The 12,841-nt window shown below is 44.0% G+C and carries 14 protein-coding genes; 8 read left to right on the forward strand and 6 right to left on the reverse strand.

Translation table 11 applies throughout. The features are described 5' to 3' along the window. Positions 1-12: 12 nt before the first annotated feature. Complete coding sequence (locus tag ACF8EG_RS22715) at positions 13-645, reverse strand: thiol:disulfide interchange protein DsbA/DsbL (protein WP_005482658.1); 633 nt, start codon at positions 643-645, stop codon at positions 13-15. Between the two features lie 290 nt (positions 646-935). Between ACF8EG_RS22715 and ACF8EG_RS22720 the strand changes: the two genes are divergently transcribed. After that, positions 936-1,562 (forward strand): OmpA family protein, encoded by a 627-nt coding sequence (locus ACF8EG_RS22720; protein WP_069506022.1) that lies wholly within the window; start codon positions 936-938, stop codon positions 1,560-1,562. A 91-nt stretch (positions 1,563-1,653) separates the two neighbouring features. Here ACF8EG_RS22720 and ACF8EG_RS22725 read toward each other — a convergent pair whose 3' ends face one another. The 4 genes from ACF8EG_RS22725 to ACF8EG_RS22740 form a co-directional block, all read right to left on the reverse strand. After that, a complete protein-coding gene (locus ACF8EG_RS22725; RefSeq protein ID WP_020842304.1) occupies positions 1,654-2,013 on the reverse strand; it encodes a glutaredoxin in 360 nt (119 codons plus the stop codon). A 110-nt stretch (positions 2,014-2,123) separates the two neighbouring features. Beyond that, on the reverse strand, positions 2,124-2,666 hold the full coding sequence (locus tag ACF8EG_RS22730; RefSeq protein WP_069505819.1) for a hypothetical protein: 543 nt from the start codon (positions 2,664-2,666) through the stop codon (positions 2,124-2,126). After that, entirely contained in the window at positions 2,653-3,198 is a 546-nt protein-coding gene (locus tag ACF8EG_RS22735) for a YaeQ family protein (RefSeq protein ID WP_005482675.1), read from the reverse strand. Before ACF8EG_RS22735 ends, ACF8EG_RS22730 begins: the two co-directional genes overlap by 14 nt. A gap of 90 nt (positions 3,199-3,288) precedes the next feature. Continuing rightward, positions 3,289-3,498, reverse strand: coding sequence for a cold-shock protein (locus ACF8EG_RS22740; protein ID WP_005375625.1), 210 nt, complete (start codon positions 3,496-3,498; stop codon positions 3,289-3,291). Positions 3,499-3,865: 367 nt separating this feature from the next. On the opposite strand from ACF8EG_RS22740, the gene ACF8EG_RS22745 reads away from it, so the two are divergent. Continuing rightward, complete coding sequence (locus tag ACF8EG_RS22745; RefSeq protein WP_005498401.1) at positions 3,866-4,159, forward strand: alternative ribosome-rescue factor A; 294 nt, start codon at positions 3,866-3,868, stop codon at positions 4,157-4,159. Positions 4,160-4,187: 28 nt separating this feature from the next. Here the strand turns inward: ACF8EG_RS22745 and ACF8EG_RS22750 are convergent, their stop codons facing one another. Further along, positions 4,188-5,531 (reverse strand): PAS domain-containing methyl-accepting chemotaxis protein, encoded by a 1,344-nt coding sequence (locus ACF8EG_RS22750; protein ID WP_065769646.1) that lies wholly within the window; start codon positions 5,529-5,531, stop codon positions 4,188-4,190. A 477-nt stretch (positions 5,532-6,008) separates the two neighbouring features. Here ACF8EG_RS22750 and ACF8EG_RS22755 point away from each other — a divergent pair, with 477 nt between their 5' ends. The 6 genes from ACF8EG_RS22755 (at position 6,009) to ACF8EG_RS22780 (ending at position 12,732) form a co-directional block, all read left to right on the forward strand. Then, positions 6,009-7,451 (forward strand): diguanylate cyclase domain-containing protein, encoded by a 1,443-nt coding sequence (locus ACF8EG_RS22755; RefSeq protein WP_069505821.1) that lies wholly within the window; start codon positions 6,009-6,011, stop codon positions 7,449-7,451. Between the two features lie 116 nt (positions 7,452-7,567). Next, positions 7,568-8,314, forward strand: coding sequence for an outer membrane lipoprotein-sorting protein (locus ACF8EG_RS22760; RefSeq protein ID WP_005487829.1), 747 nt, complete (start codon positions 7,568-7,570; stop codon positions 8,312-8,314). Between the two features lie 40 nt (positions 8,315-8,354). Next, positions 8,355-9,584 (forward strand): ABC transporter permease, encoded by a 1,230-nt coding sequence (locus ACF8EG_RS22765; RefSeq protein ID WP_025526138.1) that lies wholly within the window; start codon positions 8,355-8,357, stop codon positions 9,582-9,584. Beyond that, positions 9,574-10,809 carry an FtsX-like permease family protein gene (locus ACF8EG_RS22770; RefSeq protein WP_069505823.1) on the forward strand — a complete coding sequence of 412 codons (1,236 nt, stop codon included), beginning with the start codon at positions 9,574-9,576 and terminating at the stop codon, positions 10,807-10,809. Before ACF8EG_RS22765 ends, ACF8EG_RS22770 begins: the two co-directional genes overlap by 11 nt. Beyond that, positions 10,809-11,522, forward strand: coding sequence for an ABC transporter ATP-binding protein (locus ACF8EG_RS22775; RefSeq protein ID WP_005482754.1), 714 nt, complete (start codon positions 10,809-10,811; stop codon positions 11,520-11,522). The genes ACF8EG_RS22770 and ACF8EG_RS22775 overlap by 1 nt, the downstream gene beginning before the upstream one ends. Then, positions 11,515-12,732, forward strand: a complete 1,218-nt coding sequence (locus ACF8EG_RS22780) for a hypothetical protein (protein ID WP_069505825.1) — start codon at positions 11,515-11,517, stop codon at positions 12,730-12,732. Before ACF8EG_RS22775 ends, ACF8EG_RS22780 begins: the two co-directional genes overlap by 8 nt. Positions 12,733-12,841 lie beyond the last annotated feature (109 nt).

Raw genomic sequence — 12,841 nt, forward strand, 5'->3', positions numbered from 1 at the left:
TTGACTCCTTGTCTATTTAGGTTGCTTGAGCAAATAGTTAATAGTTTCTGCCATTGCCTCAACGCTGTCATGGCCGCCAGTAATCACTTGGTACTTACCGTTTACGATAAACGCTGGCACAGAATTGATTTGGCCACGAGTAGTGATGGATTCAGCTTTAGTGATGTATTCAAACAGTTTTTCTTGTTGAGCTTCATCAAGATGGTATGGGCTGATCAAGTTACGAGATTCAAAAGCTTTCTCTACCGCTTGTTGACGCTCTTCTGCTGTTGCATCTGCGCCCATTTGAACCGCTGCAAATAAATCAGCCATGAATGCTTTATCTGGTGTTGCGTCGAGCTGCATAACAGCAGTGTAGAAGATAATTGCACTGATCTGAGCACTTTCATTGAAAGTCACGTGCATCTTTTCAACTTTTTGCTCTGTTAGCGATTCAATTTGAGGGACAAACTCTTCCATTGAACGACAATGGCCGCAAGTTAGGGCAAAAGCTTCGGTTAGTGGCGCTAGATTGTATTCTTGAAGAGAAACAGGCAACACTTCGTATTGCTTACCTTGTTGTGGCTGACTATTGCCGCTGTCACATGCTGACAGAGCCGCAATAGCGGCAAATAAAGCGACGCCTTTTGAGATAGTTTTAAACATAACAACGCTCTGAATGAGAAATTTACGGTAGTTTATCGGTTAACGATAGCGACTAAAACCATTAAATAACAATAAAGTGAGACGATTAGTAACAGATTGGTGTGGATATAACCGAATAGTGACATGGTGTTAGCAAATTGGATGTTTACTGTTTCGCAGCTTAGGCGACAAGCTCGAACTGAGAATGGCACGAACGGTGCTTATAAAACAATCAAACAACGAAAAACACTAAAGAATATGTATTTTTCGTCGACATAGTGAACAAGAATTCTTTCTACGTTGGTAACGGTATGAAGCATTGGTTTTTCATTGTCTGTGGCATTCTTAGTGGGTGTAGCAGCCTTAATCCAGACATGGTTCCGGGTGGGAATATGTTGGATACAGCCCCAAAAACAAACACCGAGCTGAGACACCCTGAGTGGGGGTATGCGAGTGCATCTCACGTTTCGACGGCTCCACGTGTTAATCAGACGGCGAGGGCGGCCGAAAAAAAGTCTAACAACGTGACCTCACTAGAAATGTTCTTGGATAGACACAATATCCCGCATGAGACGATCAGTGGTGGTCACCTTATGATTCGTTTAAAAGAGCAAGTGCATTTTCAGACGGGGTCGGCGCAATTGTCGTCAAACTCACAAGATTGGTTACGAAAGCTGGGGCACTATTTAGCAGGCAGAACCGATGTGGATGTGGTGATTGATGGCCATGCTGATAGCACTGGTGCGGCGAGTTTCAATGATACGCTCTCCGAAAAACGAGCTCGTGAAGTAGAAAAACAAATGCTAGCGAGTAGCATTCCGCGTCAGCGCGTTTTCTCTCGCGGATTCGGCGAATATGTGCCGCAATGTAGCAATGCTACATCAAGCGGTAAAGCGTGTAACCGACGTGTTGAGTTGATGCTGATTGTCGATGAGTAGGCCGCCAGTCGGTTTCGAAGCAAAAACATCAAAATAGAAAAGAGGCACCAAATGGTGCCTCTTTTACATCCGCCAATGTTCTTAGGGGGAACTAGGCAAATTCTTTTTCAAGATAAGCGACAATGTCTGATGACTCATAAAGCCATTGCGTTTTGCCATCTTTTTCGATACGAAGACAAGGCACTTTCACGCGACCGCCACCTTGTTCAAGTTCAGCGCGGTGAGTTGGGTCATTCTTCGCATCACGTAATTCGATATTAACGGATTGTCGTTTCATCGCACGTCGTACTTTGACGCAAAAAGGGCAAGCTTCAAACTGATATAACGCGTATTGCTTTGCTTTGTCATCGACGTTGCTCTGTGCTTCGTTAGTGCGTTTGATGCCACGAGGAGAAAAGACAGCGTTCAGCAATAAAATGACTTTGCCTAAAATCCAACGGATAAACTTCATAATGATCCCTTGATGCTCAGTGGATGAATGTCCTTAACAATGCAAACATGATGCTTGTTGCATTGGAGACGCAGTCTATCAGTTGTTTCGGATTGATAAAACCATGTATTTTATGAGGAAAAGAGTCGCTTCAACCAGCCGAAAAAGCCATTTGATGTTGTTGAGTTTGCCTCTTTACCTAAATAGAAGCTTTGCATTAGCTCTGTTCTGAACGCGTCAACATCAATACGTTTAATCACAAGTTCGTGCTGTAATGTGTTTTGCGTCTGCTCCGCGTGATCGTGCGCTAAGCTAAAATCCATGTTCAGATAGCCTTGAGTGAAGAGCCACAAATGGGTGATCAGAACAAGATCTTCTGCCGATTGATTGGTGAATTTGTCTGCCTGCTCATCCCCAAGCGTATCTGCCAAGACCTTTTGCATTTGCTGTGTCGAATGAGCGTGTTGTTCATACAACGCACTTGCTTCGATATGGGATTTCGTCAGGAGCCCGAGTAGGTGAAGTACTGGATTCGTTGCTGGCTTGTTTTCACATACGCGTGCAAACAACGGAGCTTGTTCTTTCAACCAACGCTTCTTGGCGGCTTTATGCTCATCAACGAAGGGAATCTTTTTGATTCCCATTTGTTTAATCAGTTCACTAAGGGGCGTCATGACTTTGCAGTTCCTTCACTGTTACTTCGACGTGTTGATCGTTCACATCAACAAAAATAGAGGTGCCGGTAATCATAACAGAAAGGTTTGTACCACGGTCAAGGTGCTGACAAATCATATCGATAGCGTCGTAGTCAAAGCTTTCTACGCTTACTGGAAGCATTGAAAACTTACCTGACATTTTCTCCCACCACACCGGTGCTTTAGTATTGTACGTATAGACCTTGACCTGCTTGGCAAGGCGAGAGGCTTTTTTGATTCGATCTGGTTCGGGTTCGCCGATCTCAATCCAATGCGTGATGCTTTGGTCATCTGCAACATGCCATAAATCTGGCTCTTCCGTGGTTGAGAGGCCTTTGGTAAATTCCAAGTCTTTTTGGGCATTGAGGCAGAAAGCCAAGATACGAGCCAGCATGCGTTGAGGTTTTTCAGAGGGATGCAGAGCGATAGTAAGGTTCTTGGAATCGTAGTAATCGTTATTCATATCGGAAAGAGCGATACGAAATTTATAAATGGTTGGTTTTAGAGCCATGGGTTTATATCGTTTTTATGGGCGAAAATTTGCTTTGGGCAAAAAAATAGCCAGCTTAAAAGCTGGCTATCATATCAAATTCTTTAAGAATTAAAGTACTTTGATTTGCTCTGCTTGAGGGCCTTTTTGACCTTGAGAGATAACAAATTCTACTTTCTGGCCTTCAACTAGAGTACGGAAGCCGTCACCAGTGATTGCAGAGAAGTGAGCAAATACGTCAGGACCGTTTTCTTGTTGGATGAAACCGAAGCCTTTAGTTTCGTTGAACCACTTAACTGTGCCAGTAGCTGTGTTAGACATGTCTATTTCCTAAATATCTAAATTTGTGTAATCTTTCGCCTCAACGGCGCTTATAGCGTGGAAAAATAAATTGCTATTGCGTACCACAGGACGACGGAGTTACAAGAAATCCAACGAAATGTGAAAACAAAGAACTTTCTTTCTAGCCGTGTTTGAGTCTAGGTTAAATCCTGTAGGAGTCAACATATATTAGTGCTTTATGGAGAAATATTTGTATTTAGTCACTATTTAACCGGCATGTTTTTGATTAAATTTCAAATAAATGACGTAGAAGTGAAGTTTTTAAGCATAAAATACGAGGAATTCTACAAATTTGACTTCTTTATATAATTATTGTCCAATCTGGTTCGACCATTAAGGAGGATTTATGGCAAAAGCAAAATGTAATCCTCAGCCGAATGAATTTAACAAAGACACCGAATTCGGCAGAGGCGAGATTAAAGACAATGCGCTAAAGGCAGTTGTTACCAGTCAGTTGTTCAGAACCCGAGTCGTCAAAGCGAAAAAAGGTAAAGGCAGCTTCAACCGCAAAATGAAGCACCGAGGCAAAGAGCCCTATTCAAAGTTCTCACCAAAGTGGATTTTGAATAGGGCTTTTTTCATGCTCAGAGTCAAAGAATTGTTTGACCGAAAAGTTTCTGTTCAGGCCTATTGCTCATAAAAATCAATACTTAGCTGTCAAGTTTGCGCTAACCATTTGATGCTGAATTCACATGGAGATGCGTATCCTGATTGACGATAGCTCTCAGCGCGCTGATCGACTCAACTGTTAGGTGTGAACCTTCATCGATTGATTTCATAAACTCGTCCACTTCCAATAGTTTCGACATCGAACTGAGAAAGCCTTGGTTGATGATCTCGATAAATGAGCGAGTTTCGGTCGTTAGGGATTGGTTGCTCAGAACTACGTGGTTGATTTCATCAATCGACGTGCTGGTTCGAGTTGCTAAAGTTCTCACTTCATCCGCAACCACTGTAAATCCTCGTCCATGTTCACCAGCTCTAGCTGCTTCAATCGCTGCGTTTAGAGCTAGGAGATTGGTTTGTGAGGCGATGCTGTCGATCACTTTGACGATTTCAGTGACTTGCTGCGAGGTTTTAAATAGCTCTTGAACTTTATCGTCACAAGCGGTGACGGCACTCAGTACTTCTTCAATCATGGTGCGAAACTCATTCAGAGAATGTTCTGCGCCGCAGACGTTTGATGTGGCTTCTTCGCTGGCATTTCTCGCGATAAAAGAAGAGTCGGCTATCGCTTGAGAGATGTTTAAATCCCTTTGAACTTTATCAGTGATGTCAGATGCAAATTTGACGACTTTGATGACGTTGCCCAACGGATCGTAGATGGGGTTGTAAGTGGCTTCAATGTACACTTTGTCACCTGAGGCTGAACGCCTTAAAAATTGTCCGGACTTAAACTGGCCGGCGGCGAGATCTTTCCAAAAGCCGGGATTTTCTTGGTAAAAATCGTTAAAGCAAAATAGTTTGTGATGTTTTCCTTGAACATCGCTCAACTCGTATCCCAAGGTTTTTAAGAAGTTTTGGTTGGCGGTCAGAATGTATCCTTCACGGTCGAACTCAATCGTGGCTAGAGACAGATCTAACGCATTCAAAATGGCTTCTTTTTGCTCTGATTCTAGCCTCTGTTGTGTCACGTCTGACGCGATCTTGACTACTTTTTCAATTTGTCCGTGTTCAGATTCAATGGGAAAGTAACTGGCTTCAAGTACCAGTCTTTCACGTTGTGAGGTTAGACGCTCAAACGTACCGCGCTTATGCTTACCCACTTTTAAGTCATCCCAAAATTGTTGGTATCGAGGGGATTGAACATAGCCTCGGTCACAGAAAATCGAATGATGTTTTCCAACAATCGCTTCTCGTGTGTATCCGACACAAGAAAGAAATAAATCATTCGCATTGAGAATGATACCTCTCGTATCAAACTCAATCATTGCCATACTATCGGATAAGCCTTTGATGAAGCGGTTGTATTCACTTTCTGCTTCTTGGTTTTGAGTTCGCAAGCCAAACATTTTGAATTCCTTTTCTAAATGAGCTTTTCAAGAATTTAGTTTTCGCTATTTGTTCGATGTAAGTATTTGTAAATAAAGTTGTCAGTATGTAAATTTAGGCGTACATGTGCATAAAGCAAATGGCAGCAGAGTCAATTTTGTCGCGTTTTTGGCGAATGTTTGATGGCTTTGATTCGCGTTTGGGAAATAACTGTATGCAAAACAAAGGGGTGGAAGGTCACTTCTTCAGAAGATGTATAGAAAATTTCTTTTTAAGAAATTGTTCAATTGAGCTTATTAATGAAGTGCATATAAACAAATTAGTGACTTCGTGTTCAAAGTAAGAATAACAAAAAAGTACCAAATTTGTATTAAAAAGTACTAATTTAGATTCATATCAATAAGCATCTCATTTCGTTATTGATAGGTCTGCTATATCTTTATTCGAATCAAACAGCAGACATTGTTTTCAAAAAAAAAGACTGGTGAGTAGTGGGTATGGCATCAACAAGTTTTAGTACTTATGGTTACAAGTGCACCAGGGCGTGTACTTCGTTGTTATTACTATGGCTTGCCATGTGTTCGTACAGTTTCGCTCACCAAACTAAAGTCGATACATTGATTGTCACCAATTCTAAGGCTTGGAAGCCGTTCTCATATGTCTCACAAGATGGTGAACCCAAAGGCATTCTGATTGACTTCTGGCGAGAGTATGCCGAAAGAAATCACGTTCGTGTTGAGTTCCTACTGCTCGATTGGGAAGAGTCTTTGCGTGCAGTTAAGGAGGGGCGTGCGGATGTTCACGCTGGTCTGATTTACTCTGAGGCTCGCGATAAGTACCTTGATTTTGGTGCGGTTATCATGCCTATTCAAACCAAGTTGTACGTCAATAAAGATATGCTAGCCGTTGATATTAAGGGCGTGCTTACTGGAGAGGTAGAGCTTCCTATTGGCTTGGTAAAAGGCAGCTATGAAGCGGAATTTGTGCGTGCCAACTACCCAAGAGCATCGCTAGTGGAATATGTAAATAACGATGCGATGATCCGAGCTGCCGTCGAGAAAAATATCTTGTACTTTGTCGCCGATTTGCAAGTGGCTAACTTCCACATGGCGACAACACCAGATGCAGGCATGTTTGTGCCTACCCTCAATCTGTACAGCAAAGATCTGCGCATTGCGACAGGCCAGCACAGTTCGATTCCAGTAACGAAAATCTCCCACGACTTTGAAAAAATCATCGACTCAGACAAAGAACGGATCCTCAATCGTTGGAGTTTAGTCAAAACGGTATATCCCATTTACCTGTTGCCAATTGCCATTTTCATCATGGTTATTGCCACGCTTTACCATATCTTCGCCCTTAAGCGAATGGTGACTCTACGAACAAAGCAGCTCACCTTAGCAAATCAGCAACTGCTTGAACTGACGCTGACGGATCCGCTCACCAAACTTTATAATCGCAGGCATTTGATCGAGCGATTGGCAACGCTGAGTTCATTGCAAAAAAACGTAACCGTGATGGTGTTTGATATTGATGACTTTAAATCGATAAACGACAAATACGGCCATTTAATCGGTGACCAAGCGATTGTCGCTGTTGCCGACACGGCAAAATCGCTGACTGACGAACGAATAACCTTAGCGCGAATCGGTGGTGAGGAATTTGCGTTGGTGACTGCCTCTCTATCTGAAAAAGAAGCTGAAACGCTTGCAAAGGCGATTTGCAGCTGTGTTTACGATCGACCTGTTTTACTCAATGGGCAAGCGATCCATGTCAGCGTGAGTTTGGGTTGCGCCTATTATCGCGAGTTCAAAGGCATCATAAACTTGCACGAAGCCGACCAACTCATGTACTGCGGCAAAATGAATGGTAAAAACTGCGCGATGTTCAAAGTGATCGATAAAAGCAAAGTTGAGCCTCTTCTTCGTCAGGTGCCTTAAGTTTTTGCGTAGTGAATCGCTATTTCGATTTTTCCTCTTGCTATACTCAATTGAATTTCAAGTTTTTATTGCCGCTTTTCGTTTCTGAGATTAGCTAAAAGACTTAGAGGAAAGTTATGCCAAAAGCTGTCGCCGCTCTGTTTTTCCTGCTCTTCACTTCACTTTCGTATGCCGAAAGTGCTTTCGATATTGTCCAAAAATCAGACCAAGCAATGAGGGGGAAATCCAGTTATAGCGAGGCAACCATGGAGATCGTTCGTCCTGATTGGACACGCTCTATGACGATGAAAAGTTGGACAAAAGGCACGGAGTTGTCGCTCGTGTTGGTAACTGCGCCAGCCAAAGATAAAGGCAGCGCATCGCTAAAGCGTCATAGAGAAATGTGGAATTGGGTGCCGAGTATTGAGCGCGTAATTAAAATCGCGCCTTCTATGTTGAGCCAATCTTGGATGGGGTCAGATTTTACTAATGATGATCTGATCAACCAATCATCAATCGTTGTGGATTATCAACACGCTTTACTCGGCAATGACAGCTTTGAGGGGGATAAAGTCTGGGTCATTGAAGCGACGGCTAAACCTGATGCGCCTGTTGTTTGGAACAAAGTTACGTTGTGGATTTCTCAGTCGACGTATTTGCAACGCAAAGTGGAATTTTATGATGAGTTCGATGAACGAGTGAATGTGTTGACGACTTACGACGTTAAAGAGTTAGGCGGTAGAAAGATAGCGACGCGAATGGAGATGAAACCCGTCGATAAACCGGGGAATAAAACCATTTTTACCACGCATCAGGCGCAGTTTGACTTCGATATAAATGATGACTTTTTCTCGCAGCAGCAAATGAAATCCCTGCGTGATTAACTTGCGGTAGAGACGAACAAAAGAGAGGGGTGAGAAGCGGATGCTCATCAAACTTGCATGGCGCAATTTATGGCGGCAAAAAAGGCGGACGTTACTGACGGCCACTGCTCTCGCGCTAGTGCTTTTTCTTTCCTTACTCACCAGAGCCTTCCAAGAAGGTAGCTACAGTTCCAACATCAAAAACGCAGCAAAGTTTTATACTGGGCTTATTCAATTGCAAAACCCTGAGTTTGGCGACTCATCTAGCATTGATGATGTGCTTCCTCAAACCGATGCCTTTATTTCTGCATCTAAAGCAAACTCGAATATCGATGTCATTCTTCCGCGTGTTGAATCTTTTGCCTTGGCGGCGAAAGGGGAGCGTTCGAAAGGTGTCATGGTTCTAGGCGTTGATCCTGAATCGGAAAATGCGTACTCCCACATTAGTGACAAATTGGTTCAAGGTGAGTTTATCGCCTCTGGGCAAAATGCGGTTTTGGTTGGTGGCGGTTTAGCGCAGTATCTTCGTTTGAAGATTGGCGATGAGTTGGTGTTGTATGGCGCTGGGTATCGTGGTCAGACGGCTGCGGGGTTGTATCGTGTCGCTGGAATTTTGCATTTTCCGTTACAGCAGTTGGATTCCCAATTGGTTTATATGCCTCTCGATACAGCTCAGACATTGTATTCACTTGATAAACAAGTGACGGCATGGGTGCTCAATACTTCAAATTTACGCGTATTGCCCAGTGTGATTGAGCAATTAAAGCGAGATTACGGCAATAGCGTCGCCGTAAAAGGCTGGCAGGAGTTATCGCCGGAGCTTTCTCAACAAATCGCATTAGACAAAGCTGGCGGGATCTTCCTCATCTACATTCTGTATGGAATCGTTGGTTTTGGTCTATTCGCGACCATTTTGATGACGACGTTAGAACGCCAGCGTGAATTTGCCGTGATGTTGGCCACTGGGATGCTCAGGAGCAAGTTGATTGGTTTAATTTCAATTGAATCGCTTTTCATCGCCATTATTGGCATTGTTTTGGGTTTGATCGTCAGTGCACCTGTGCTTGGCTACTTCTATTTTAATCCCATTGAAATTACTGGCGAAGCTGCTCAAGTCATGTTGGAAAGTGGTTTTGAGCCCATTGTGCCAGTTTCTCTCGATCCTCACTTGCTGCTTAACCAAATTATCGTGGTTCTCATCATCTTATCCTTGTGCCTTGTCTACCCGATGATTCGTCTTCTTCGTTTACCTATCGCCAGTGGGCTGAAAGGGGGCGCGCATGTTGATTAAATTGGCTTGGCGTAATCTTTGGCGGAACAAATTAAGAACGTCCATCATGCTTGGCGCGATGGTGTTTGGTTTGATGGGTGTTGTCGCCATGATCGGATTTATGAATGGTTTAGTGGACAGCATGATCAAAAATGCGATTGCTTGGCAAACCAGCCATTTGCAGATTCATCAAAGTGCGTATCTCGTTAATCCTGAACTGAAAGACATCATACCTGACTCGCAAAGCATCGTGACAACGTTAGACAAGCATCAAAGCGTGAAAGCCGTATCGGAGCGGTTTCTCGCCGATGGCATGATAGCTTCTGCTCGAAGTTCTCGCGGTATTCGTATTAATGGTATTCATCTTGAACAAGAGCAGAAGATAACGCCGCTTTCTGAGCATATCATCGATGGTTATTGGTTGGATGAAGAGGGCCGGAATCCAATTCTTGTATCGCAAAAGACGGCGAAAAGATTGAAGCTACGGGTCGGTTCAAAAGTCATTCTGACGCTTTCCGATATCAATGGGGATGTCTCTGGCGCTGCGTTTAGAGTGAAAGGCATCTTCAAAACACCGTCCACGACCTTTGATGACGGCAACGTGTACGTCCGTAAAGCTGACCTAGAGAAAATTGCAGGGATAGCAGGGGCGCATGAAATCGCCATTTTGCTCAACGCCAATGATGACGACGTGTTGCAAAATATCGTGTCGTTTACCCGAACCTTGACCGACGATGGTTCAGGAAAGCCGTTAACGGTAAGAACATGGCTAGAAATTCAACCCCTGCTTTCAACTATGATGAGCTCGATGGATATCTCCAACCAAGTCATGCTGGTGGTGTTCGTGTTGGCTATGACGCTTGGCATCATCAATATCATGCTTATGTCGGTGTTTGAACGAACCAGAGAATTCGGCGTGCTGATGGCAGTGGGTATGCAGCAACACAAAATTCGTATTTTGATCACGTTGGAAACCATGTTCCTTGGTTTGACGGGATGTGCTTTAGGGTTATTTGGCAGCGCTGCCATGATAAAGCTTCTCAGTGTGACGGGATTGTCGCTTGGAGGGCTCGCCGATGGTTTAGGTGCATACGGCGTCGATACTCTGCTTTATCCTCGCGTTTCGTTTTACGAATATCAAATGATCATTTTGGCGATTTTTATGGCCAGTCTGTTTGCGGCTCTGTATCCCGCACGACAAATTCTCAAGCATCGACCGGCTGATGCCATGGGGGAGAAGACCTGATGACAATTAAACTTGAGCGACTGACGAAAACTTATAATCCAGACAGCGACTTCCCTGTGCATGCGGTACAACACGTTGATTTAGAAATAAAACAAGGAGAATTTGTCGCCATCATGGGGCCTTCTGGCTCGGGTAAAACAACATTGCTCAATATGCTTGGCGGCATTGATGCTCCAACTTCAGGCAGCGTTGAAATCGATGGGTGTTTAATTTCAGAGATGTCGGAGAAAGAGCTGATCGCCTATCGACGAGACAATATTGGTTTTATCTTCCAAGACTACAGTCTTCTTCCTGTTTTGACCGCGTTGGAAAACGTCGAGTTTGTGATGCAGTTACAAGGCAAAACGGAACGAGAATGCCGAGAGCGTGCCATGTCTCTCCTTGAGCAAGTTGGTTTAGCTCAGCAGATGCACAAGCGTCCGAGCAAAATGTCGGGTGGCCAGCAGCAAAGAGTCGCTGTCGCACGGGCACTTGCACCTAAGCCTCGCTTTGTCATGGCAGATGAACCGACCGCCAACTTAGACGCGAAGAGTACTTCGGAGTTACTCGACATCATGGAGCAACTGAGCGAACAAGAGGGCACGACATTTATTTTCTCGACTCACGACCCGAGGGTCATCAAACGAGCCCATCGTATTATTGTGTTTGAAGACGGACGCCTCGCGAGAGATTTCGCCAACATCGGTAGCACGGCAGAGAAGTTTCATGCGTAGCGGCTTACACATTCGTTTTTCTCCGCCATGGATGATGGTGGTTAGTCAGGCGTTAAGCTTTTCCTTGCTTGGCTTTTTCAGCTTTTGTGCTGTTGCCAATATCCCTGGTTTACAACCTCAAAAATCTTGGGATTTTGATGGTTATATTAAGTATATGGCGACATACAGCATGCCAGATGATCAAAGTAACTCGTTCGATCATCTGCTGCACAATCGTCTGAATTTTGAATACCGTTTTTCTCCAAACTGGCGTGTTAATGTTGGCTTGCGAAACCGAGCTTTGTGGGGCGATGCGTTAGACATTCCTCAATATCCCGAACTTGTCGCGCTAGACAATGGCTACTTTGATTTGAGCAAAAACTGGCGCGAAGACGACGTTATTCTGAATTCTCAATTTGACCGATTGTATGTGAGCTGGAAGAGCGACGATTGGAGTGCCAGTGTCGGGCGTTTTCGTATTAACTGGTCCATGAATACCATCTGGAACCCTAATGACGTTTATAACGCGTACTCGATTTATGACTTTGATTATGAAGAGAGAGCGGGCACCGATGCCATTATGGTCAGCAAAAAACTTGGTTTTGCTGACGGTTTAGATTTGGTGTTTTCTCCTTCACAAGAATCTGGACAAAACAGCGCTTCGCTGCGTTATTTTTCAAATGTTTCTGGGTGGGATTATCAAATTATCGCAGGTCGAGCACGGATGGATTACATTCTTGGAGCTGGATTTGCGACCGATGTTTACGATGCAGGGCTGCGAGGTGAGTTAACTTGGTTTGATTCAATAGACGCTGAATATCAAGGTGAGCCAACGCGGAATAACACTGTAGCGAGCTTAGAAGCGGATTACAGTTTTGGTGGTGTTCGTAACTGGATGACAAGAGGGGCTTGGCTGTTTATCTCGAAACCTCAAGATGCCAACAGCGCGCTTGCCTATCTCAACTTGCCGCTGAACGCTAAAACCCTGAGCTTTACTAAAAATACCTTCTATGCCGATGTGAGTTTTGATTTAACCGCATTGAATCGTTTCACACTGTCAGCCAGCTACTATGACGATGGTTCTTACTTTGCAGGCTTATCAAGTAATTATTCTTTAGCTACCGACTGGCAACTGCTCACTGTATTACAACGTTTTTCAGGCAGTGGAGACAGTTTGTTTGGCGAAACACCAGCCACTTTGTTGTTTGCGAATATTCGATACAGCTTCTAGCTTTGCCATGTGACCAGTCGTTGTCTCTGAATACGTTTATCAATGGCGAAGAATGCCTCGTTTTTAAATGCATTTTGATACATTGATTTAACATTTGCGCAAATGTCGT

This window comes from Vibrio sp. YQ_11 (assembly GCF_043103065.1).
Classification (GTDB): domain Bacteria; phylum Pseudomonadota; class Gammaproteobacteria; order Enterobacterales; family Vibrionaceae; genus Vibrio; species Vibrio parahaemolyticus.